Source organism: Streptomyces sp. NPDC001914 (assembly GCF_042891215.1).
GTDB lineage: Bacteria > Actinomycetota > Actinomycetes > Streptomycetales > Streptomycetaceae > Streptomyces.
In genome coordinates, this window is record NZ_JBIASW010000022.1 from 62,346 (window position 1) to 84,817 (window position 22,472).

The window sequence follows — 22,472 nt, forward strand, 5'->3', positions numbered from 1 at the left end:
GGTACGAGACCTTGCAGATCCTGCCCTTCTACCTGCTCTGCGACGAGTCCGGGTCGATGATCGGCGAGCCGATCGACGCCATCAACGGCGCGCTCCCGGACCTGCACCACGAGATCAGCACCAACCCGACCGTCGCCGACAAGACGCGCTTCTGCCTGATCGGCTTCTCCGACACCGCCACCGTGCTCCAGCCGCTCGTCGACCTCGGCGACATCGACTCGGTCCCCGCGCTCGCCGCGGGCGGCCTCACCTCGTACGGCGACGCGTTCCGCACCCTGCTGCGCTGCGTCGAGGCGGATGTGGCGGGTCTGAAGGCGGAGGGCCACGAGGTGTACCGCCCCGTGGTCTTCTTCCTCTCGGACGGCATTCCCACCGACCCGGACTGGGACCAGGCGTACAAGGAGGTCACCCAGTCACGGTTCTGCCCGAAGATCATCGCCTTCGGCATCGGCGAGGCGCAGGAGTCGACGATCGCCCGCGTCGCGAACTTCCGGGCGTTCATGCAGAAGGACTCCTCGGTGTCACCGGCGCAGGCGCTGCGCGAGTTCGCCTCCAGTCTCACCCGGTCGATCGTCCGGTCCGCCGGGAGCATCGGCGCGAACGGCGGCAACGGGTTCACGCTGGCCGTCGACGACACCGTGCCCGGCTTCTCCCTCGTCTCGCTCGACAAGCTGTGAGGTCGCCCCGATGGAGAACGACATGAACCGCGCGGGACGGATGCGTGAGCCGGAGCCGCGCCGGGCGGAGACGGGGCGGGAGGAAACGCCCCGGGCGGAGCAGCGACGACCGGACCCCGGACGACCGGACGCGGGACGACCGGACGCCGGACAGCTGGACCCCGGACGACCGGACGCGGGACGACTGAACGCGGGGAGGCCGGACGCGGGGCAGCCCGGCGTGGGGCAGCTCGACGGGTGTCAACACGGCATGCCACGAGCGGACTTCAGCTGGCCGGACGCGCGGGAGCCCGACCCGCTGGACGAGACCTGGCAGCAGAGCGTCGACCTGTTCTTCACCGACCAGCCGGAGTCCGGGGCGCCCGCCGCCGTGCCCGGGACGGCGTCCGCCGCGCACGCCGCCGGACCGACCCCCGTGTCGTACGGTCCCGACCGGCAGCCCTCACCCTCGTCGCCCTCGCCGTACGAGCCGGCGCCCACACCGCCGTTCCCCATGCCCGGCCTCGTACAGCAGCCGCTGCCGGTGCGGCAGCCCTCACCCGCCCCCGTACCGCCGTCACCGCACGCCCCTGCGCAGCTTTCGCCGTACGAGGAGCCCGCCGCGCGCACCGGAGCCGTCCCCGTGCTCGGCGCGCCGCACCACTCCGGTCCCAAGCCCCCGCTGTACGCCCCCGAGCCCCGGGAGCTTCCCTCGGTCCGGGAGGACCCGACCGCGGCGCTGACGCCCGACATGGTCGTGGACGGCGCCGGGTACGACACCCTGACGGTGCGGGCGGCTTCGGTGCGCGGCGACTCGCACCGCTATCAGGGCGAGCCGCGCCAGGACTCGCTGGCCGTGGTGCGCCTCGGCGCGCCCGGCCCGGACGGGCTGCTGCTGCTCGCGGTCGCGGACGGCGTGGGATCGGCGCCCCGCTCGCACGTCGGCTCCCAGGAGGCCTGCCGGCTCGCCGCGATGGAACTGGACGCCGTGTCCGCCGACCTCGCGGAGGCCGTGCGCGCGGGCGACCGGCCGGGGTTCGCCGCCCTGGTGGACACCGCCGTCGGCCGGATCGCCACGCTGCTCGCGCACCGCGCCCGCGAACACGGCGACGACCCCGCCGCGTACGCCACCACGCTGCGTGCCCTGCTCGTGCCGCTCGATCCCCGGGTGCGCACCCGGGGCTTCCTGGCCGTCGGCGACGGCGGCACGGCGCTGCTGCGCGCCGGGGAGTGGAACCTGTCCCTGACCGATCCCGAGCACGAAGGCGACGGAATGATCGACACCCGTACCGCCGCCCTGCCGCACGTCCACCGCGCCCGCGCCCTGCTCCTCGCCCCGGCCCTGCCCGGCGACGTCCTCGTGCTGTGCACGGACGGCCTGTCCACGCCGCTCGCGGGGGACGCGGAGATGCGGGAGTTCCTGGCCTCGGGATGGGGACGGGGAGCGGCGCCGGCACCGGCCGACTTCCTGTGGCAGCTCCAGTACCGGGTGAAGTCGTACGACGACGACCGCACCGCCGTCGTCCTGTGGGAGGCCGTGCCGTGAGCGCCGACGACGGCGCCGACGTGACGCTCGGCTCGCTCGCCCTCGGCGCCCGCGTCGGCGACGGGGGCCAGGGCGAGGTGTACGACGTCGCCGGTCCCGGCCGGCTGCTGTACAAGAGCTATCGCGAGCCGGGGAAGGCCGACGGCGGGGAACTCGCGGCGCTCGTCGCGCTGCGCCAGGGGCTCGCCCCGGCCGAACGCGAGCGCCTGGACCGGGAGACGGCCTGGCCGCTGTGCCGGGTCGTGGACGGCGGCAGGGCGACCGGCTTCCTGATGCGGCGCGCGCCGGACTCCATGACCTGGCGGACCTCGCGCGGCGAGACCCGGCTGACCGACCTGTCCTATCTGCTCCGGCCGCCGAGACCGGCCTGGCAGACCGTCGCGCAGCCCTCGCCGGCCGAGCGTTTCGCGCTGCTCGTGGCCGTCCTCGGACTGTTCCGGTGGCTGCACTCCCTGGGTCTCGTCGTTGGTGACGTGTCCCACGCGAACGTGCTGTGGACCGTCCGGCCCGCACCGGCCCCGTATCTCCTGGACTGCGACGGCGTCCGCATGACCGGGCGGCCCCCGGTCCTGGAACAGGCGGACACCCCCGACTGGCACGACCCGCTGGCCGCCGCCGGCACCGCCACGGTTGACAGCGACCGCTACAAGGCGGCTCTGGTGGTGGGCCGTGTCGTGAGCCAGGACGCCTACGTGACGCCGGGCGAGCCGCTGAGGCCGCTGTCCGGCGTCCTCGACGACCGGCGGGCCGACGCGGTCCGGGACCTCTGGGCGCAGGCGTCGGGTCCCCGGGGCACCCGTCCCCACCTGGCCCAGTGGTACGCGGCGCTGGCGGGCCGCGACACGATCCGTCTCCTGGCCGCTGAACCGGCCCCGCGGCCGGCCGTCGACCGCTCGAAGTTCGACGGCCCGCGCACCCGGGGCCGCATCACCCTGCGCCCGTCACGCACATGACCCACCGTCACCGCGAGGAGGCGGTGCCGGTGGGTCGGTGGCCCGTGCGATGCCGGGCCGGGCGCGCCGGTGAAGGCGGGGCGGAGGGTCAGGCCGCCGTCGCCGGCGGCCGGTGGCGGGTCAGTTGCCCGTCACCGTGACCTTCTCGTCGTTCTTGAGCTCGTCCACCAGGGTCTTGACCTTCGCCTTGTCCCAGACGAGGTTGCCGCCGACGGAACCGGAGATCGGCATGTTCATGGACGTGCCGTCACCGCTGGTGACGCCCTTCATGGCCCAGAACATGTCGGCCAGGTCGAGCAGGCTCATGTCCTTGTCGACGACCAGCGAGTCCAGGCCCGCGCCCATCGTCGGGTAGAGCTTGAACGGGTTCAGGACCGTCGAGGGGGTCGCGACCTGGTGGGCGAGGGCGGCCAGGAACTTCTGCTGGTTCTTGGTGCGCTGCAGGTCCGAGGCGGCGAAGGCGTGCCGGGTGCGGACGAAGGCGAGGGCCTGCTCGCCGTTCAGCGTCTGCTTGCCCGCCTTGAAGTCGGCACCGGAGTACTTGTCCTTGAAGCCCTGGTCGAGGGTCATCTCCACACCGCCGACCGCGTCGACTATGCCCGCGAACCCGGCGAAGCCGATCTCCACGTAGTGGTCGATGTGCAGGCCGGTGTTGTACTCGATGGTCCTGACCAGGAGCGTGGGACCGTCGAAGGCGTAGGCCGCGTTCAGCTTGTTCGCGCCCAGCGGGCCCTTGATCTTGCCGGACTCGGAGCCCTGGAACTTCGGGATCGTGACGTTCGAGTCACGCGGCAGCGAGAGCAGCGTGGAGCCGTTGCTGCCGGTGTGCAGGATCATCATCGAGTCCGTGCGCTTGCCCTCGGCGGAGCCGGTGTGGAGCTTCTTCTTCTCCTCGTCGGACATGCCGGCGCGGCTGTCGGAACCGACGATCAGGTAGTTCGTGCCCTCGCCGGTCTCCGGCCGGTCGATGACCTTGGAGAGATCCACGTCACGGTGGAGCTTGGAGTCGGCCCAGAAGTACGTTCCGACGGAGACCACGACCAGTGCGGTGACCAGCGTGATCGCGGTCCACTTGATCCGGCGCCGCCAGTTCGGCGCGGGGCGCCGCGGGTAGGTGCCGTCCCCGCCGGGGCCCTGCGGACCGCCGGGGCCGTTCCCGTACACGTGGCCGGTGTTGTAGCCGGAGTCGTACCCGTCGTCGTAGCCCTGGCCTTCGTCGTAGCCCTGGCCGTCGACGTAGGAGGGCTGCCGGGGTACCCCGCCGCCGTACGGCGGCGCGCCCTGGCCCGGGGCGGGTGCGGCGGGTCCACGGCGGACCTGGCGCATGACGCGGGCGCTCTCAGGCTGTGCGCCTGCGCTGCCGCGTCCGTAGCGGTTGCTGCGGTTGTCGTCGGACCACCCGTCGGGCCAATCATTCATGCGGACCAGTGTGCAGCTCTCCACCAGGGCTCTTACAAGAGAGCAGGGAGATCTGGGTCACGCCTGTTGCAGAGCTGATGCAAATCGACCGCCGCGCGCCCGGCATAAGGTGGAGGACATGACAGACCAGGCCCCCAACCCGGAAAACGACATCCCGGGCAAGCCGACCTCCGCGTCCAGGACCACCCTCAGCCACATCATGACCCACAACGACACGAACCTTCTGGGGTCGGTGCACGGTGGAGTGATCATGAAGCTCGTCGACGACGCGGCGGGCGCTGTGGCGGGGCGGCATTCGGGCGGGCCCGCCGTCACCGCGTCGATGGACGAGATGGCCTTCCTCGAACCCGTCCGCGTCGGCGACCTGGTCCATGTGAAGGCCCAGGTCAACTGGACCGGCCGGACCTCGATGGAGGTCGGTGTGCGGGTCCTGGCCGAGCGCTGGAACGAGTCCACCCCGCCGCAGCAGGTCGGTTCGGCCTACCTCGTCTTCGCCGCCGTCGACGCCGACGGCAAGCCGCGCCGGGTTCCGCCGGTCATCACCGAGACCGAGCGTGACGAGCGCCGCTTCCAGGAGGCGCAGATCCGCCGCACCCACCGGCTGGCCCGCCGCCGCGCGATCATGGAACTCCGCGAGAAGCGCGCGGCGGAAGGCCTGGACGACTAGGCACGCAACCGTCGGCGGGCATCCGGGGCCGGGTGGGGTCAGGGGCAGACCACCTGGTCTCCCGTGACCACCCCGGACTCGCCCTGGGTGGCGTCCTCGGCCTGGACCCGGGTCACCCGTCTGAAGTCGGCGCCGGCGATCACCTTCAGCAGGGGGCCCTGCCCGGGGACGGCGCGCAGTTCGGAGCCGGGCAGCGCGGCCGAGAGGGACTTCGCCGAGCGGTCCCAGCGGGGGTCGTACGCGACGACGGTGCGCCGGACCGCCGCGCCGTGGCCCGTCGTGGGCCGGCCCGTCGTGCGGAACCCGGTGGCGGCGAGGGCGCCGTCGACCCGCTTGCCGAGCCCCGTCGTGGAGGTCCCGTTCTCGATCTGGACCCGGATCTGCTGCGGGGCCACCGCGACCCGGACCGCCTTCGGCCGCGGCGCCCGGGGAGCCGCGAGCGGTTTGTCCTCGCGCAGCTCCTGGAACAGCCTCCGCGCCTTCGTCTCGTCCCACTTCACGGTCGAGCCGATGCCCTTGACGGGATAGGCGACCTGTCCGATCGGCACGGTCGTGAACTCGGACGACGAGGGGGAGAAGTTCCGCATCGCACGGCCCAGGTCCAGCAGCTCGTCCGTGCCGAACCCCTTGTCGGCCCGCACCGATCCCAGCACCGCCCGCGTCACGTCCCGGAACTTCATCGGGTTCAGCAGCACCCCGGACGACGTGGCCTGGGAGACGAGAGAGGCCAGGAAGCGCTGCTGGCGCTTCATCCGGCCGAGGTCGGAGGAGCCGTCGGTGTGCCGGGACCGTACGTACTGGAGGGCCTGACCGCCGCCCAGCAGATGCGGTCCCGCCGCCAGGTCGAGGCCGGTGTAGCGGTCCTTCAGCGGCTGTGCGGTGCAGATGTGGACGCCCCCGAGAACGTCGACCGTCTTCATGAAGCTGGTGAAGTCGACCTCCAGATAGTGGTCGATCTTCACGTGCGTCATGTTCTCGACGGTCCGCACGGTCAGGGTCGGGCCGCCCTCCGCGTACGCCGCGTTCAGCTTGAGGGCGTGGGCACCGTGCCGCTTGCCGGTGACCGCGTCGGTGTGCGCGGGCGCCTCGGCGTAGGAGTCGCGCGGCAGGCTGACGATGCTGGCGCGCTCCCGGTCCTCCGAGATGTGCACGATCATGACCGTGTCGGTGCAGTGGCAGGGCGCGCCGCCGAGCCGGTACTTCCGCCGCTCCGCCTCGGTGACCTTGTCCCGGCCGTCGGTGCCGACCATCAGCAGGTTCATGCCGTTCCCGCCCTCGGGGCGGTTCTTCATGTCCTTGAACGGGTCGACCCGGGCGATGTCCGCGTCCAGGCTGCTCAGCACCGCGTGCCCGATGCCCGCCGAGGCGAGGACCACCACGGAGACGGTGGTCAGCGCCCGCATGGCCCAGCGTGGCCGCCTGCGCCGTACTGGGCGCACGGGGCGTCCGTCGTTGCGCCGGACCGGGCGCCGTGCGGGGGACGGCCGCGGGGGGCGCTGGGGGCGGACGGGGGAGCGGGGCGGCGTGGGCAAGGGGAACACCTCCGCGAGGCGGGACAGGGGAGGGAAGCGTTCCGCGGGCCGGACGGAGCCGCGTTCCGCTGGCGTGGGGATCCGTGAGCACGGTAGGCCGATACGATCTGCGGCCCGGTCCTTACGCCGGGCGGCGCGCGACCGTGTCCCCCGTTCGCGGTAACGTGAGCGCCGATGAGCGAGAAGTCTGACGTGCGGTCCCCCGCCGTATCTGTGATCATGCCCGTCCTCAACGAGGAGCGGCATCTGCGCGGCGCCGTCCAAGCGATCCTGGCGCAGGAGTACGACGGCGAGATGGAGGTCGTGATCGCCATCGGTCCCTCCACGGACCGGACGGACGAGATCGCGGCCGAACTCGTCCGCGAGGACCCGAGGGTCCACACGGTGCCGAACCCGACCGGCCGGACGCCCGCGGCGCTGAACGCCGCGATCAAGGCGTCCCGGCACCCCGTCGTCGTGCGGGTCGACGGGCACGGCATGCTCTCCCCGAACTACATCGCCACCGCGGTGCGGCTCCTGGAGGAGACCGGCGCGCAGAACGTCGGCGGCATCATGCACGCCGAGGGCGAGAACGACTGGGAGCACGCCGTCGCGGCCGCCATGACGTCGAAGATCGGCGTGGGCAACGCCGCCTTCCACACGGGCGGCGCGGCGGCCCCGGCCGAGACCGTGTACCTCGGGGTGTTCCGGCGCGAGGCGCTGGAGCAGCAGGGCGGTTACAACGAGGAGTTCATCCGCGCCCAGGACTGGGAGCTGAACTTCCGCATCCGTGAGGCCGGCGGGCTGATCTGGTTCTCGCCCGAGCTGAAGGTGTCGTACCGTCCGAGGCCGTCCGTCAGGGCGCTCGCCAAGCAGTACAAGGACTACGGCCGCTGGCGGCACGTCGTCGCCCGCTACCACGAGGGCTCCATCAACCTGCGCTACCTGGCGCCCCCGGCCGCCGTCTGCGCGATCGCGGCGGGCGTGGTCGTCGGCGCGGCGCTGACCCCCTGGGGCTTCGTCGTCCCGGCCGGCTACCTGGCGGCCATCACGCTCGGCTCGCTGCCCGCGGGCAAGGGCCTGCCGGCGAAGGCCCGGCTGCAGATCCCCGTGGCGCTCGCGACGATGCACATGTCGTGGGGCTGGGGCTTCCTGACGAGCCCCAGGTCCCTGGCCAGGAAGGTGATCGCGTCCCGGCGCCCGGCGGTCGTCGGCGCGACGAACTAGGAAGCATCGAAAAGGGCCTCCTCACCGGCTCGGGCGATCGCGTGTGCCTGAGCCGGTGAGGAGGCCCTGATCCGTTCACGGGCCGCCCGGCGGCCGTGGACGCGTCCGTCAGCCGCAGTGGACGCCGTAGTCGATCTGGATGTAGCTCGCGTTGCCGGCGGAGCCGCCGTAGTCGATGCAGGAGTGGGCGGCGTACACGTACACGGGGCCCGCGTACGAGCTGTAGGTGCCGGCGTCCTTCTCGCTCGCCTTCCACACGGTGTCGGTCCGGTGGATCCGCAGCCGGGCGTCCAGATACGTCGACGTTCCCGGGTTGTCGTTGACGGTGACGACGCAGTTGTAGCCGGTGGCGCTGCTGTACGTGATGAAGGCCTTGCCGTCGCCGACGTCCTTGGAGCCGACCACGCTGTATCCGGACCCGCAGGCGCCGTTGTAGGCGGCCGCGGCCTCGGCGCTGCCGGTGGCGGCGATCATTCCCGCGGCGGTGAGGCCGAGGACGGCCGTCGCGGAGCCAAGTCGCTTGCCCATGCTCATGATTGATCCTCCATCAGGTCACCTTCGAACGAAAGATGATCATGAATGAAGGGGTGCCCGGCGGACAACTCGGGCCGGCGTGAGCTGCGTCACCGCGAACGCGCCGCGGCGGAGGGGCCCTTCGCGCATCGCCCCTCACACATGCGCGGGCCCCTCCCGGCTTCGAGAGGGGCCCGCGCGTGCTTTGCCGTCCGCCGGTTCTACGACCAGGTGTAGGACGGGTCGACGTGCATGCACGCCTTGGTGTCCGCGCCCTTGTCGAGCTTCGCCGACTCGGGTGCCGTGTCGTCGTCCTCGGGCGCCTTGTACGTCGTGCCGTCCCGCCAGTCGGCGCCGACGACGAGTGTGACCCCGGAGACGTCCGCGGACTTCTCCACCGCGTGCGACGAGATCCCGAGGGCCTTGGCGAGCCGCAGGGCGTCGCCCTCCAGATCGGCGCTCGGGTAGCGGATCACCGTGGCGTCCTCCGACGTCGACGTCGTCGGGTCGGCCTTCGCCTGCGTGAACCCCGCGCCGACGAGCAGTTCGCTCACCGCGCTCGCGCGGCCGGGGACCGGGGCGAGCGTGCTGGTGCGGGTGCCGTTCTGCACCTGCACCGCGATCTTGTCGTCCGCGGCGGCCGGATCCGAGGAGGTCCTCTCCTTGGCCTTCTTCTTGTCCTTGCCGTCCAGCGCGATGTCCTCGCGCAGCAGCCGCCAGACCTTGTCCGCGTCCGTCGGCTTGGGCAGCACCCGGTTGCCGTCGCTGGAGTACACCCACGGCATGGTGGTCATGGTGATGCGCTTGGTGGGGACCTTCTTCAGTTCCTTGCTGAGGTCGTAGAGCTTGGTGACCGAGCCCAGGTCCTGGTCGACGGTCAGCGCGCTGGTGGCCGTCTCGGCGAGGCTGCGCAGCTTGCCCGGGTTGCTCAGCGTGGCGTTCTCACGGAGCTGACGCACCATCGAGTTCATGTACTGGTGCTGGGCCTTGGTCCGGCCGATGTCGCTGCCGTCCTCGAAGCCGTACCGCGTGCGCAGCCACTGCAGGGCCTGCTTGCCCTTGACGGACGTCGTGCCCTTCTCGAGCTTGAGCCCCGAGCCGTGACCGGTGGAGGTGTGCGAGTAGATGTTGGCGTCCACACAGACGGGGACGCCGCCGATCGCGTCGGCCATCGACACCACACCCGCGAAGTCGACCATGATGAAGTGGTCGATGTGGATGTCGGTCAGCTTCTCCCAGGTCGCGACCGTGCAGCCGGGGCCGCCGCGGCCCAGTGAGTCGTTCGTCATCGTCAGCGACGTGCTCGCCGCGTAGGACTTACCGGTTTTCGGGTCCGTGCACTTGGGTATCTGCAGCAGGGTGTCGCGAGGCATGCTCACGACCGACATGTTGGTGCGGTCCGCCGACAGGTGCAGCAGCATCTGGACGTCCGCGCGGGCCGGGGTGTCGAAGGTGTCCCTGGCGCCGCCGAGCTTCTGGTTCTCGGTGGAGTTCCGGGCGTCCGAACCGATGAGCAGGATGTTCAGCGGGGTCTGGCCCGCCGCGTTCGGTTTCGTCTTCGCGGCGCGGTCCTTCGCGTCGCCGATGTTCAGGTCGTCGTGCTTGAGGTTGTTGTTCAGGTGCCGGTAGTAGAGATATCCGGCACCGGCGGTGCCGAGTATCAGGACCGACAGCACCATCGCCGACCAGCGCAGTATTCGGCGTCTGCGCCGGGGGCGGCCCGCTCTCCCGCGCCGTCCGCCGTCGTCCCCGTCGTGCGGACCCCGCCCCTTGGGGCCGGGCACGGCACCGTCGGCCGGACCCGTGCCGTCGGCGTCGGGCAGGGTACGGACATCGCCCGCGGTGTGAACGGACTCGCCGTCCTCGCCGTACATACTGTCGTCCCAGCCCAGTTCGCCGGCCTGCGGGACACGTGGTCGTGCTCCCTCCCCGCGCACACTGCTTTGCGCCATCTCCCAGCCTCTCCCCACCCTGCGCCTGACAAACGGGTCCGTCGGGCCTGCGGCCGGGCGTTCCCACGCCCGGCCGCAGGCCGCTCGCGCCCTGTAGGACGCCTGACGGACCCGCTAGGTCACTTCGCGCACACTGTTTTGTCCGCCGTGGACTTCTCCACGTCCGGCGCCTTCGTCGCAGCGGTCAAAGGCACACCGGCGCCCTTGAAGTCCTTGCCCAGGGTCAGCACGATCGCGGGCAGCCCCTGTGAGTTCTTCTCGCTCTTGCCGGGCTTCATCGCCGAGCCGGACAGCCCCATGAGATCCGCCAGTTTGCGTGCCTGGTCGGCCTGGTCGGGAGAGTACTCCAGGGTCGTCTTGCTCAGTGTTTCGTCGGCGTTGCCCAGCTGGCTGGACTTGAGCACGCCCTCATCATTCTGCAGCCAGTTAAGAGTTTCCTGTGCGGAGCCGGCCTCGGCCCCGCCGTTGTAGATGTCGACGCGGATGTCGGAGGCGGCGGAGCGGGAGCCCTTGAGGCGCGCGGCCTCCGCGGCCTTCTCCTTCTTCGCCTTCTGCTTGACCGCGGTGAAGGACACGTCGTTCTTGATCGCCTCGAAGACCGGCTCGGCCCGCGGCTCGTCGACCACGACCGTCGCGTGGTAGCCCTTCTCGGCCGGGTTGTCCTTCACCGGAACCGTGGTGAAGGTGATGTTCTTCGTCGGCACCTTCTTCAGCTCCAGGGCCATGTCCTTGAGCGTGCTGACCTTGCCGATGCCGGTGTCCACGGTGAGCGCCTTGGTGGCGGCCTCGGCCAGCTTGTACAGCTTGGTGGGGCTGGTGAGGGTGTCGCTGGAGCTCATCTTGCGCATCAGGGAGCCCAGGAACTGCTGCTGCACCTTGATGCGGTCGAGGTCGCCCGCGTTGCCGAAGCTGTGCCGGGTGCGTACGAACGCCAGGGCCTGCTCGCCCTCGATGGTGTGCTTTCCGGCGGAGAGCTTGAGGTGCGAGTCGTCGTCGTCGACGTCCTTGGCGAGACAGACCTCGACACCGCCGACCGCGGTGGTCAGCGTCTTGACGGCGTTGAAGTCGGCCATCATGAAGTGGTCCACCGTGATCCCGGTGACCGCCTTGACGGTGTCCATCGTGCAGCCGGGGTTGCGGCCCTCCTGCCCGAGGCTGGTGTTGAAGCGGGCGGCGGTCGAGGGGTCGATGGACTCCTCGGTGCCGTCCTCCTGCTTCGACTTGCACTCCGGGATGTCGACGATGAGGTCGCGCGGAATGCTCATCGCGGTCGCGTTCGTCCGGTCCTTCGACACGTGCAGCAGGATGTTCGTGTCGGCGTGGCCGACGCTGTTCTTGTCGCCGTACCCCTCGTTGCCCGCACCGGTGCGCTTGTCGGTGCCGATGATGAGGATGTTGAAGGCCTCGTCCTTGCTGAAGCCGCTCTTGGCCGAGCTGCCGACGTCCGTCGTGTTGACGTTGCCCTCGAGGTGCTTGAGGTAGGCGTACGCGGCGCCCGTGACGGCCACCAGGACCAGCGCCATGGTGCCGCCCGTCCAGAGCAGCACCTTCTTCGCCTTCGACTTCTTGGGCGGCTTGTTGCGCCCGCGCCGCCGCCCGGGAAGGGGCTCCGGCGGTTCGGCGCGCCGCCGGCGCGGCCCGGGTACGTCGGGGCCGGGCGCCTCACGGTCCCGTCCTGGTGCTTCTCGTTCCCGTCCCGGTGCCGCCGCGCGGTCCCGGCCCGGCGCGCCGCGGGTGCGCGTCGCCGCCGAGGGGTTGCCCCTCCGCGGCCGCGGCACGCCCGATTGCGCTCCGGAAGGAGACAGTCGCAGTTCGTATTCACCGGTGTTCGGGTTGAGCACCCACTGGTCTGCGGGGTCGATGTTGTCCGCCCGCCCACGGCCTTGCGCGTCCACGGTTGTCTGAATCCTCCGTCGGGGCCACGCGGCGCCCTTTCCCCCTCAAAAGGCGCTCGGGTCTCGGTCAAGCAGTGCGCGACCCCCAGGACGGACCTCGTGGCCGGGTGCACCGGATCGCTCACACTATCCGCCCAGTTCAGCGTCCAGCGACGGCCGTGACAAATTCAACTTTCCTACAACCGGGCAATCCGCCCCATTTTCAGAGACTTCTTAGCTCGGCTGTTCCCCTCCTTGGGGCTCGCTTTACCCGCAGGCGTCCTGCGCGGCCGTGTTGCCGCGGAAAGTCGGAGCCGGATCGGGGGTGCCGGAGAAGCGGGCAACTCCTATTGACGTCGACATTCCGTCGCCGGCCGACTCCCCTTCGTAGTCGCGGAAGGAGTTTCCGTACAGACTCACGGAATGCGGCGACTGCCCCTGGGCCGGCCTCGCGGGCGGTTCCTTCACGACCACGACGGGCTCGTCCGCGCGCAGCCGCGCGAAGAGCCGGGCGGCCGCCGGCTTCACGAGCTGATCACGGTTGGCGTTGAGCACGTAGGACGTCCGGGGCACGGTCAGGAACCGGATGTCCTCGGTCGGGATGTCACGGAGGCCCCGGGCCAGCTGATACAGGCCGCGCAGGCTCGCGAGACCGGGGTCGGTGGTCAGCGACGAGGTGGCCGCGTCCAGCACCGGATACAGCTTCGTCGGGTTGAGCAGGACGTCGTCGCTGCGCACCTTGCTGATCAGCGCGCCGAGGAACTTCTGCTGGCGGTCCATGCGGTCGGTGTCGCTGCCGTTGCCGATGCTCTTGCGGGCCCGTACGTAGCCGAGGGCCTGCTCGCCGTCGAGCACGACCTTGCCCGCGGGCAGCCGCAGCTTGGCCGCCTTGTCGTCGATCGGCGCGGACAGGCACACCTCGACGCCGTCCACCGCGTCGACCATGTCCTTGAAGCCGTGGAAGTCCACCACCATGTGATGGTCGACGCGGATGTTCGTGAGTTTCTCGACCGTCCGGATCGTGCAGGCCGAGCCGCCCACCTCGAAGGCGTAGTTGAACATCGCGAACATGGGGTCGGTGCGGGTGCCGTCGGGGCGCCGGCAGCTCGGCACGTCCACCATCAGGTCGCGGGGCAGCGACACCGCGGTCGCGCTGTGCCGGTTCGCCGAGAGGTGCAGCAGGATCGTGGTGTCGGACCGTTCCGTCCCCGAGTCGCGGCCGTACTTCTTGTTCGCGGCCCCCGAGCGCGAGTCGGACCCGATCAGCAGGATGTTCTGCGCGTCGCGCACCAGCGCGGTGGGCCGTTCCTTCTCGTACCGGGCGAGCTCGGCCGCCGTGTCGTTGTCGGCCGTGATGTTCCCGCTCAGCTTCTCGTAGGCGGCCCAGCCGACCGCCACGGCGCCCAGGACCACCACGGCCGCCCCGGTCGCCGTCCAGCGCAGCCAGCGCCGCCGCCGGCGCCCGGCCCCGGTGGGCCGCGCTCCCGCCTTCCGCTCCTCCGGGCCTCCGGAGGGACCGCCCGCGGTGCCGCTCACGTCGGGACCACCACCCCTCATGGCGTACGAGCGCTTCTCACTGCTCCTACGACCATGTCCCGGCGCGGCGGGCGAGGGGGGCCGCTGATGGGCCGAACGGGGGACGCCCCGGCGCCGACGGCACCCCCGGACCGCCCCCGGACCAGCCCCGGACGGCTCTCCGGGCGGTACGCCCTAGCGGGCCGTCGCGGTCACCCGTTCGCTCTCGATCCGCCGGGCGAGCGCGTCGTCGTCGAGACTGCCGAGGTTGCGGCACAGCACCACGGATCCGCCGGTCGCGAGCGGCGCGTACAGCCCCGCGGCCACGCCCTCCCAGGTGTCGTACGGGAGTGCCGACAGGATGCGGGAACCGGGGCCCGTCAGATCCAGCCCGGGGGCGTCGCCGCGGGCCTGCTCCACGACCTCCGCGCCCGTGTACGCGGCCCCCGCGACGATCAGGGCCCGCCCCTCCGGGTCGACCGGCGCGTACGGCGCGAAACGGTCGCCCTGGCTCGGCACCTCGACGGCGTAGTCGGCGTAACCCGTCGGCGGCGTCGGAAAACGGCGACCGAGCGGCGCGAGCGAGAGGGCGACGCGCTCGCCGGAACAGGCGAGCCCGGCGTCGAAGTGACCGGGGCCCGCGACCACGTGGTCGGCGGCCGCCGGGTCGCCGCCGAGATCCGCGACGACGCCCACCGAGGAGCAGGCGAGCAGCCACACCGCCGTCTGCCAGTGCGCGGGCAGCAGCAGCGCGACCCGCTCGCCGGGCTCGGCGGACATCTCGCCCTGGAGCAGGTTGGCGGTCTTGGCCACCCAATTGGCGAAGGTGGCCACGGACAATTCGACCCGTTCGCCCGTCGCGTCGTCGTAGAAGGTCACCAAAGGACGCGCGGGGTCCTCGGAGAGCGCGGATCGCAGCAGGTCGGCAGGGGTGCGGTCGGTGGCTTTCACGGGCGCAAGCGTACGCGGGGGCGGCGCGCGGCACGGGCCGAGCGCGCCACCGGTTCGGCGGAGCGGGTCCGACGGTCCGTCAATTCCGCGATGGACAGATATGTATGACTATGTCCAGGATCAGGAGCATGCGTGGATTCCTTGCTTCCTCGGTCGGCGTCACCTGCGCGGCCGCTCTCGCCCTTCCCCTCACCTTGCCCGCCACCCCGGCACAGGCCGGGCCGGCGAAGCAGACATCGGAGGCCGCCGCCCCAGGCAGCACCCAGTCCCTGCCCCTCGTCCCCCTCACCCGCAAGCGCTCCCTCGGACCGACCGCGTCGACCCAGGGCCTGACCCGCCGGAACGTACGGCCCTTCTCGCTGGTCGGCGTGGTCTGGGACGACCCGGACGCCGAGCTGAACGGCCGTGTCCAGGTCCGCACCCGGGCGGCCGGCACCGGCGACTGGTCGGAGTGGCAGGACGTCGAGGCCCACAACGACGAGCACGCCGCCGACCCGGACACCGCCGAGAGCGCGTCGAGCCGGGTGCACGGCTCCACCGCGCCCCTGTGGGTGGGGAACTCGGACGGAGTCGAAGTCCGCGTCGAAGCCGAGCGGGAGGCCCGGGAGGCCGCGGACGGCTACGCGGCGGACGAGGGCGGTGAGGACGGCCCCACGGTCAGACGCGCGGCCACTCCCGCCACGGCGTCGCTGCCCGGCGGCCTGCGCCTCGAACTGGTCGATCCCGGCGGGGACCCGCCCGCACCGGACACCAGGACGGCCGGACGGACCGGGGGCGCGCCCGCGGGCCTGCGCGCCAGGAGCGCCTACGGGAGCGTGAACGCGGGCGTACCGAACGCCGGTGGCGCGGGAGCCACCGAGATCCCCGCGCTCTCCCGGGCGCAGACGCAGCGCACGTACTTCCCCGGCGGGACGGGCCAGCGGCGCGTGACCCCGTACATCGGCCCGCGCCCCCGGATCGTCACGCGGCGCGGCTGGGGCGCGAACGAGAACCTGCGCGAGCGCGGCTTCCTCTACACGAAGACGGTCAAGGCGGCCTTCGTGCACCACACCGCGTCGGGCAACAAGTACACCTGTTCGCAGGTGCCTTCGGTCATCCGCAGTATCTACCGCTATCACGTGGTGAGCAGCGGCTGGCGCGACATCGGCTACAACTTCCTCGTCGACAAGTGCGGCAACATCTACGAGGGCCGGGCGGGCGGCGTCGCGAAGGCGGTCCAGGGCGCCCACACCCGCGGGTTCAACACGAACAGCATGGGGATCGCCGTGATCGGCACGTTCGGCGCCACGAAGCCCACCGACGCCGCGGTCAAGGCCATCTCCCGGCTCACGGCGTGGAAACTCGGTCTGTACGGGGCCAATCCGCGTGGCAAGACATACCTGAAGTCGGCCGGTGGCAATCTCTACCGAAAAGGAAAGAACGTACGACTGAATGTGATCTCCGGCCATCGGGACGGGTTCGCCACGGAGTGCCCCGGACGGCTTCTCTACGGCAAGCTCGGCTCCGCCCGGACGACCGCGGCCCGCTACCAGGGCCGCTAGACCGCCGCACGGCCGCACGGAGAAGGGCCCGGCCGGCGACGGACCGGCCGGGCCGCACCGGCGGAGATCACCTGACGTCACGGCCACAGCCCGTCGAAGGACACCGCACGGCCATCGAGGGCGCCATCGAACGGTCTGCATACACTGGCCGGCCGAAAGACAGTTCGGCCGGTCCCGGCAGGAAGCAGAGACGACAGGTGACAGAAGCGATCCTCCTGGTCGGCGGCAGAGGCACCCGGCTGCGCCCGCTCACCGTGCGCACCCCCAAGCCGATGGTTCCGGCGGCCGGTGTCCCCTTCCTCACGCACCAGCTCGCGCGGGCGCGCGCGGCGGGCGTCGAGCACATCGTGCTGGCGACCTCCTACCTCGCCGAGGTCTTCGAGCCGTACTTCGGCGACGGGTCCTCGCTCGGCCTCCACATCGAGTACGTCACCGAGGAGGAGCCGCTGGGTACCGGCGGCGCCATCCGCAACGTCGCCTCCCGGCTCCGCTCGGGCCCCGACGAGCCGGTCCTGATCTTCAACGGCGACATCCTCACCGGCCTGGACATCCCGGCCCTGGTCTCCGTCCACGAGTCGACGGGCGCGGACGTCTCCCTGCACCTCACCCGCGTGGAGGACCCGCGCGCGTTCGGCCTGGTCCCCACCGACGCCACCGGCAGGGTCACGGCCTTCCTGGAGAAGCCGCAGAGCCCCGAGGAGATCGTCACCGACCAGATCAACGCGGGGGCCTACGTCTTCCGCCGCTCGGTCATCGACACGATCCCCGAGGGCCGCCCCGTCTCGGTCGAGCGCGAGACCTTCCCCGAGCTGCTGGCCACCGGCGCCCACCTCCAGGGCATGGTGGACTCCACCTACTGGCTGGACCTCGGCACGCCGCAGGCCTTCGTGCGCGGCTCCGCCGACCTGGTGCTCGGACGGGCCCCGTCGCCGGCCGTCCCGGGCCGCTGCGGCGACCGTCTGGTCCTGCCCACGGCCACGGTGGCCCCCGACGCCAAGCTCACCGGCGGCACGGTGGTCGGCGAGGGCGCCCGCATCGGCGAGGGCGCCCGGATCACCGGCAGCACCGTGCTGGCCGGCGCGGTCGTCGAGCCCGGAGCCGTCGTCACCGACTCCTTCGTCGGAGCCGGCGCCCGCATCGGCGAACGCACCGTCCTGACCGGCGCGGTCATCGGCGACGGCGCGGTGGTCGGCCCCGACAACGAACTCCGCGAGGGAGTCCGCGTCTGGTGCGACGCCCAACTCCCGGCGGCAACACTGCGCTTCTCCTCCGACCAGTAACCCCACAACCCCCCACCGGAGAGCCCTCCCAGACCCTCCGGCGGGGGGCTCAGCCCCTCCGCCCCGCCTTCCGGGTGAGGGTCACTCCGCCCCGCCTTCCGGGTGAGGGTCACATTTCAGCCCCTCCGTCCGCTTCGCGGTGCCGGGCAGATCCATTCCCTCCGCCCCGTCTCCCGGGTGAGGGGCACATTTCAGCCCCTCCGGCGTTTGAGGAGCGGGGTCTGGGGCGGAGCCCCAGGTACGGGACGGGCAGGGGCGGAGGGGGCGAAAACCGTCCGTGCGGAGGACCGGCCGACGGGCGGAAGGCGGCGATCGCCGGGTCCGCCGGGTCCGCCGAGGCGGGCCTACAGCAGCCCGATGTCCGTACGCGGCATCTTCGGCGTACGCCGCGGCGGCGTACGCCCGGAGAGCAGAATCAACCGAGCGGCCCGATGCCGCTGCCCGGCATACGGCTCCAGCAACTCCAACATGACGGAGTCGTCCGCGTCCCGGTCCCCGGCCAGCGCCCACCCCACGATCCCCGGCAGATGCAGATCGCCGACGGTCACGGAATCCGCCGAACCATGACTCCGCTGCACGACCTCCGCGGACGTCCACGGCCCGACACCGGGCACCAGCTCCAGCCGCCGCCGCGCCGCGACGGGATCGAACCCGACGGCCTCCTCCAGCCGCGCGGCGACCCGCACGGCCCGCAGGATCGTGGCGGCCCGCTTGTCGTCGACCCCGGCACGGTGCCACTCCCAGGACGGGATCAGCGCCCACGTCCGCGGGGCGGGCAGGACGGACATCCGCTCGGGAGCGGGCCCCGGCGCCGGCTCCCCGAACTTCCGGACGAGCAGCCGCCACGCCCGGTACGCCTCGTCGGTGGTGACCTTCTGCTCCAGGACGGACGGGATCAGCGACTCCATCACGAGCCCGGTCCGCACCAGCCTGAGGCCGGGCCGCCGATGCCGGGCGAGCGCGACCAGCCGGTGCCGCGGCTCGAAGGCTCCGGGATCGTCGGCGGCGCCGAGCAGGTCGGGGAGCCGGTCGAGGAGCCATTCGGCCCCCGGCCCCCAGGCCGTGCCCCGGACCACCCCGCCGCGCAGGGCGACCCGCAGCGTTCCCGGCCCGGCGGGCGTACGACTGGTCCGCCACACGGAGCCGTCGGGCGTCGTACGGAAGGTCGGATCGCCCGGGCCACGCCGCAGCGGCCCGAGGACGAGCCCGAGGTCCAGCGGCCCGTCGGGTGTCCACGTACGGACGCGTCCGGGGTCGGCCGCCTGGTGAGGTACGCCGCCGGCGGCGCCGCCGGGCACCACGACATGACCGCCGCGCACGGTCGTACGCGTCGGCCGGGGAGCGAAACGTCCAGACACGGATGAGGTCCTAGAGGTACTCGGGCTGTCCTACGAGAGTAGGCGCTGCCCCCCACCACCGTGCCCGGACGCCCCGAAGCCCCCCGATCCGGCCACCTGCACGAGCCCCGACCCAGCAAGCCCACCAGCCCGAAGGGCAACCCAGCCGGACCGGGACGGGCCGCCTGCGCCAGACCCGCCGACCTCCGGACCGGCAAGCCAGCCAGACCGGAGGGCGACCCAGCCGACCCGGAAGGGCAACCTCGCCCCGATGAAGGCGCCCCCGCCCGATGAAGGCCCCCGCCAGTCAGCGCACCTCGATGAACGCGGCGGCGTCCCGGTCCGGGCGGGCTCTCGGGTCCTCCGCCGCGTGGCCGACGGCCACGGCACCCATCGGGTCCCAGTTCTCCGGCAGTTCCAGCACCTCACGGACGACGTCACGGCAGAACATCGTCGAGGACACCCACGCGGAGCCCAGCCGCTCCCCGGCCAGCGCGACCAGGAAGTTCTGCACACCCGCCCCGGTGGCGACCACGAACATCTCGCGCTCGGCGCCGTCACGCCGTACGTCGCCGTACGTGTGCGACCCGTCCATGACCAGGCACGGCACCACCAGGTACGGCGCCCTGCGCAGCACGTCGCCGCGCCGGACCCGCTTGGCGATGGACTCCTCGCTCTTCCCGTCGCCCCGCAGATCCGCGATCCACGCGTCCCGCATGGCGTCGAGCAGCCGCGTCCGGGACCGGGCGGACTCCAGGAGCACGAACCGCCAGGGCGTCGTGTGGTGCGGCGCGGGCGCGGTCACCGCCGCGGCGACCGCACGGCGCACGGCACCGGGGTCGACGGGCTCGTCGGTGAAGGCCCGTACCGTACGCCGCTGGGTCACGGCCTCCCGTACGGCCTCCGAGGTGCCCAGCCGGAACATGTCGTCCCGCGCGTCGCGCACCGTCGCCCGTGCCCCCGTGCCGTCCCCCTCGGTCACCAGGTGTGCCAGCCCGCGCACGACGGCGACGGGCAGCCCGGACGTCTTGCCCTTGACCAGGTCACCTGCGGCGGCGAGCTCGTCGGCCAGTGCCACGACGGTCGCGTTCAGGGGGTTGCCGTGGGCGTCGGTGCGACCGCGCAGGTCGTCCAGCACCCGGACCCCCGCGGCGCCGATCGCGACGTCGGTGAGCCCGGTGCGCCAGGGCCGCCCGAAGGTGTCCGTGATCACGACACCGACGTCGACGCCGAGGGCGTCCCGCAGACCCTCGCGGATCGCCCGCGCGGAGGCGTCGGGGTCCTCGGGCAGCAACAGCACCGTCCCGGCGGGGGTGTTGGAGGCGTCGACCCCGGCGGCGGCCATCACCAGACCCTGCCGGTTCTCGACGATCCGCAGGGTGCCGCGCCGTGCCACGACCCGGACGGTCTCGGCGTCGATCGCGTCCTCCCGGTCGGCGGCCCGGACCGACCGGCCCTCGGCCTTCGAGACGATCTTGGAGGTGACGAGCAGCACGTCCCCGTCGGCGAGTCCGGGCCCGGCCGCCGCGACGAGTTTCGCCAGGTCGTCGCCCGGGCGCACCTCGGGAAGTCCGTCCAGGGCCCAGACCCGGTATCCCGCGGCGGCGGACCGCTCCGGGCGTCCCGCGCGGGCGGGCGGCTCGCGGTGTTCCCCGCCGCCGGGCGCCCCGGCGGCGCCGGGCCCGCCGGGCACCGCCGCGTCCATGCTGCTCACGGCGTCCGTACCTCCTCCGCCAGCGCCAGCGCTTCCCGCGCCATCCGCGCGGTCGCGTCCAGGTCGGACATCATCAGCGGTACGGCACGGCAGCGGATGCCGGCCGCCTCGACGCGCTCCACGGCCGGGGCGTCGACCGTGTCGACGAGCCAGCCGTCCAGGAGGCCCGAGCCGTAGTGCTCGGCGACCGCGGCGGCGGTGGACTCGACGCCCACCGCGGCCAGCACCTTGTCGGCCATGCCCCGCACGGGCGCGTCACCGACGATGGGGGAGAGGCCGACGACCGGCACGCCCGCCTCGGCGACGGCCTCGCGGATGCCGGGCACGGCGAGGATCGTGCCGACGGAGACCACGGGGTTGGACGGAGGGAAGAGGATGACGTCCGCCTCGGCGATGGCCTCCAGCACCCCGGGAGCGGGCTTCGCCTGCTCGGCGCCGACCGGCACGATCGCCTCGGCGGGCACGGAGGCCCGCAGCCGGACCCAGTACTCCTGGAAGTGGATCACCTTGCGCTCGCCCGCGGCCCCGGACGGGTCGCCCTCGGGCAGCGTGACGGCGACATGGGTCTCGACCCGGTCGTCGGACATGGGGAGGAGGCGCACGCCCGGCTTCCACCGGTCGCACAGGGCTTCCGTGACGGCGCTGAGCGGATAACCGGCGCCCAGCATCTGCGTCCGCACGATGTGCGTCGCGAAGTCCCGGTCGCCGAGCCCGAACCACTCGGGTCCGACCCCGTACGCCGCGAGCTCCTCCTTCAGATGGAAGGTCTCGTCGGCCCGCCCCCAGCCCTGCTCCTCGTTGATGCCGCCGCCGAGCGTGTACATCACCGTGTCGAGGTCCGGGCAGACCTTCAGCCCGAAGAGGTGGATGTCGTCGCCGGTGTTGCCGATGACCGTGATGTCCGCGTCCGGCACGGCCCGCTGGAGACCGCGCAGGAACCGTGCACCACCGATGCCGCCTGCCAGAACCACAATGCGCATGGGGTTCAGTCTCGCAGGCGGGTACGACACCGCGTCAGCCGGTCGAGGGACCGCGGCGACGTCGGGCGCCGCCCGGGCGCGAGGGCGTCACACCGTTTCGGCGACCGCGCAACGCGCCGCGTGCATCGGCATCTCGGTGAGGCCCGGGTAGTAGACGTGCAGACTGACGGCGGGTTCGAGCGAGTCGTTGACGACCTCGTGGATGTAGCCGGGCGCGAACACGCGCTGCGCGCCGGAGCCCAGGGCGCGCGTGCCCCGCTCGGTGCGCTCGGTCAGCGCGCCGTCCAGGACGGTCAGCACGCCGGAGGAGCTCCCGTGGTCGTGCAGCCCGCTGCCCTGTCCGGGCACCCAGGACAGGAGCCACACCTCGTAGCCGGGTCCCGTGCGCAGCCGGTGGTACCAGCGCGAGGCGGCGTCGTAGCGGACGAGGTGCTCCCACTGGGAGCGGTCGGCGGCGATGGAGCGCGCAAGGCCCGCGAACTCGGCCACGGTGGAGGGGTGTTCGCGCGGCGGCTGAAGCAGGTGCGGGACTTCGAGGATGTCGCCGGCGATCTGGAGGTCGCTGTCGCTGTTCATGGGTGCGGTGGTTCCTCGGCGGGAGAGTGCTGGGGTGTCGCTTGCCGTTTCCGCCCGGGTCGCGGGCGGGGTGTCCGCCCTGGTCGGGAGCGGGAGGAGCCCTGGTGCGGGCAGTGGCCCCGGTGGGGGGCGGGATTCGCCTCAGTGGCGGCGAGGCAGCCGGAGCGCGGTAGGGCTCAACAGCTGGGACAGCAACAACAGCTACAGCGCGCGTGGGCAGCACCGAGGGACCCGGCGGTGCGGGTCGAGGTGGATGCGAA

General features: G+C 72.2%; 18 protein-coding genes. 7 read left to right on the plus strand and 11 right to left on the minus strand.

Going from position 1 to position 22,472, the window contains the following annotated elements; genetic code table 11:
- Positions 1-11 precede the first annotated feature (11 nt).
- The 3 genes from ACFYYF_RS37615 to ACFYYF_RS37625 all read left to right on the plus strand — a co-directional run bounded on the left by ACFYYF_RS37615 (position 12) and on the right by ACFYYF_RS37625 (position 3,155).
- On the plus strand, positions 12-677 hold the full coding sequence (locus ACFYYF_RS37615) for a VWA domain-containing protein (protein WP_361692747.1): 666 nt from the start codon (positions 12-14) through the stop codon (positions 675-677).
- Between the two features lie 250 nt (positions 678-927).
- A complete protein-coding gene (locus ACFYYF_RS37620) occupies positions 928-2,202 on the plus strand; it encodes a PP2C family serine/threonine-protein phosphatase (RefSeq protein WP_388783048.1) in 1,275 nt (424 codons plus the stop codon).
- Positions 2,199-3,155, plus strand: coding sequence for a hypothetical protein (locus ACFYYF_RS37625; protein ID WP_388783051.1), 957 nt, complete (start codon positions 2,199-2,201; stop codon positions 3,153-3,155). Before ACFYYF_RS37620 ends, ACFYYF_RS37625 begins: the two co-directional genes overlap by 4 nt.
- Positions 3,156-3,275: 120 nt before the next feature.
- Here the strand turns inward: ACFYYF_RS37625 and ACFYYF_RS37630 are convergent, their stop codons facing one another.
- Positions 3,276-4,574, minus strand: coding sequence for an LCP family protein (locus ACFYYF_RS37630; protein ID WP_361692756.1), 1,299 nt, complete (start codon positions 4,572-4,574; stop codon positions 3,276-3,278).
- A gap of 118 nt (positions 4,575-4,692) precedes the next feature.
- Here ACFYYF_RS37630 and ACFYYF_RS37635 point away from each other — a divergent pair, with 118 nt between their 5' ends.
- Positions 4,693-5,241 (plus strand): acyl-CoA thioesterase, encoded by a 549-nt coding sequence (locus ACFYYF_RS37635; protein ID WP_361692759.1) that lies wholly within the window; start codon positions 4,693-4,695, stop codon positions 5,239-5,241.
- 38 nt (positions 5,242-5,279) lie between these two features.
- On the opposite strand, the gene ACFYYF_RS37640 is transcribed toward ACFYYF_RS37635, so the two are convergent.
- On the minus strand, positions 5,280-6,644 hold the full coding sequence (locus ACFYYF_RS37640) for an LCP family protein (protein WP_388783102.1): 1,365 nt from the start codon (positions 6,642-6,644) through the stop codon (positions 5,280-5,282).
- Between the two features lie 303 nt (positions 6,645-6,947).
- On the opposite strand from ACFYYF_RS37640, the gene ACFYYF_RS37645 reads away from it, so the two are divergent.
- Entirely contained in the window at positions 6,948-7,979 is a 1,032-nt protein-coding gene (locus ACFYYF_RS37645; protein ID WP_365495204.1) for a glycosyltransferase family 2 protein, read from the plus strand.
- A 108-nt stretch (positions 7,980-8,087) separates the two neighbouring features.
- Here ACFYYF_RS37645 and ACFYYF_RS37650 read toward each other — a convergent pair whose 3' ends face one another.
- From ACFYYF_RS37650 to ACFYYF_RS37670, 5 genes are all read right to left on the minus strand, one after another.
- Complete coding sequence (locus tag ACFYYF_RS37650) at positions 8,088-8,507, minus strand: spore-associated protein A (protein WP_361692766.1); 420 nt, start codon at positions 8,505-8,507, stop codon at positions 8,088-8,090.
- Positions 8,508-8,713: 206 nt separating this feature from the next.
- Complete coding sequence (locus ACFYYF_RS37655) at positions 8,714-10,444, minus strand: LCP family protein (RefSeq protein ID WP_388783055.1); 1,731 nt, start codon at positions 10,442-10,444, stop codon at positions 8,714-8,716.
- A 119-nt stretch (positions 10,445-10,563) separates the two neighbouring features.
- Positions 10,564-12,339 (minus strand): LCP family protein, encoded by a 1,776-nt coding sequence (locus ACFYYF_RS37660; RefSeq protein ID WP_361692772.1) that lies wholly within the window; start codon positions 12,337-12,339, stop codon positions 10,564-10,566.
- Between the two features lie 246 nt (positions 12,340-12,585).
- A complete protein-coding gene (locus ACFYYF_RS37665; protein ID WP_361692775.1) occupies positions 12,586-13,854 on the minus strand; it encodes an LCP family protein in 1,269 nt (422 codons plus the stop codon).
- A gap of 174 nt (positions 13,855-14,028) precedes the next feature.
- Positions 14,029-14,784, minus strand: coding sequence for a TIGR03089 family protein (locus tag ACFYYF_RS37670; RefSeq protein ID WP_361692778.1), 756 nt, complete (start codon positions 14,782-14,784; stop codon positions 14,029-14,031).
- A 128-nt stretch (positions 14,785-14,912) separates the two neighbouring features.
- Here ACFYYF_RS37670 and ACFYYF_RS37675 point away from each other — a divergent pair, with 128 nt between their 5' ends.
- The gene (locus ACFYYF_RS37675; protein ID WP_388783060.1) at positions 14,913-16,325 is read left to right on the plus strand and encodes a peptidoglycan recognition protein; all 1,413 of its coding nucleotides are present in this window, start codon (positions 14,913-14,915) and stop codon (positions 16,323-16,325) included.
- Between the two features lie 197 nt (positions 16,326-16,522).
- A complete protein-coding gene (locus ACFYYF_RS37680) occupies positions 16,523-17,605 on the plus strand; it encodes a sugar phosphate nucleotidyltransferase (protein ID WP_388783063.1) in 1,083 nt (360 codons plus the stop codon).
- A gap of 344 nt (positions 17,606-17,949) precedes the next feature.
- Here ACFYYF_RS37680 and ACFYYF_RS37685 read toward each other — a convergent pair whose 3' ends face one another.
- From ACFYYF_RS37685 to ACFYYF_RS37700, 4 genes are all read right to left on the minus strand, one after another.
- On the minus strand, positions 17,950-18,963 hold the full coding sequence (locus ACFYYF_RS37685; protein ID WP_388783066.1) for a DNA-3-methyladenine glycosylase family protein: 1,014 nt from the start codon (positions 18,961-18,963) through the stop codon (positions 17,950-17,952).
- A 286-nt stretch (positions 18,964-19,249) separates the two neighbouring features.
- Complete coding sequence (locus tag ACFYYF_RS37690; RefSeq protein ID WP_388783104.1) at positions 19,250-20,647, minus strand: coenzyme F420-0:L-glutamate ligase; 1,398 nt, start codon at positions 20,645-20,647, stop codon at positions 19,250-19,252.
- A gap of 5 nt (positions 20,648-20,652) precedes the next feature.
- Positions 20,653-21,636, minus strand: coding sequence for a 2-phospho-L-lactate transferase (gene cofD, locus ACFYYF_RS37695; protein ID WP_388783069.1), 984 nt, complete (start codon positions 21,634-21,636; stop codon positions 20,653-20,655).
- Positions 21,637-21,723: 87 nt separating this feature from the next.
- Positions 21,724-22,212, minus strand: a complete 489-nt coding sequence (locus ACFYYF_RS37700) for a cysteine dioxygenase family protein (RefSeq protein WP_361692793.1) — start codon at positions 22,210-22,212, stop codon at positions 21,724-21,726.
- Between the last annotated feature and the right edge of the window lie 260 nt (positions 22,213-22,472).

What these genes read in the sequence shown, in the direction of transcription:
- ACFYYF_RS37700 (WP_361692793.1), bottom strand. Translation starts at nt 22,212, where the DNA reads ATGAACAGCGACAGCGACCTCCAGATCGCCGGCGACATCCTCGAAGTC.
- ACFYYF_RS37690 (WP_388783104.1), bottom strand. Translation starts at nt 20,647, where the DNA reads ATGGACGCGGCGGTGCCCGGCGGGCCCGGCGCCGCCGGGGCGCCCGGC.
- ACFYYF_RS37620 (WP_388783048.1), top strand. Translation starts at nt 928, where the DNA reads ATGCCACGAGCGGACTTCAGCTGGCCGGACGCGCGGGAGCCCGACCCG.
- ACFYYF_RS37635 (WP_361692759.1), top strand. Translation starts at nt 4,693, where the DNA reads ATGACAGACCAGGCCCCCAACCCGGAAAACGACATCCCGGGCAAGCCG.
- ACFYYF_RS37650 (WP_361692766.1), bottom strand. Translation starts at nt 8,507, where the DNA reads ATGGGCAAGCGACTTGGCTCCGCGACGGCCGTCCTCGGCCTCACCGCC.
- ACFYYF_RS37645 (WP_365495204.1), top strand. Translation starts at nt 6,948, where the DNA reads ATGAGCGAGAAGTCTGACGTGCGGTCCCCCGCCGTATCTGTGATCATG.
- ACFYYF_RS37675 (WP_388783060.1), top strand. Translation starts at nt 14,913, where the DNA reads ATGCGTGGATTCCTTGCTTCCTCGGTCGGCGTCACCTGCGCGGCCGCT.
- ACFYYF_RS37640 (WP_388783102.1), bottom strand. Translation starts at nt 6,644, where the DNA reads ATGCGGGCGCTGACCACCGTCTCCGTGGTGGTCCTCGCCTCGGCGGGC.
- cofD (WP_388783069.1), bottom strand. Translation starts at nt 21,636, where the DNA reads ATGCGCATTGTGGTTCTGGCAGGCGGCATCGGTGGTGCACGGTTCCTG.
- ACFYYF_RS37630 (WP_361692756.1), bottom strand. Translation starts at nt 4,574, where the DNA reads ATGAATGATTGGCCCGACGGGTGGTCCGACGACAACCGCAGCAACCGC.
- ACFYYF_RS37655 (WP_388783055.1), bottom strand. Translation starts at nt 10,444, where the DNA reads ATGGCGCAAAGCAGTGTGCGCGGGGAGGGAGCACGACCACGTGTCCCG.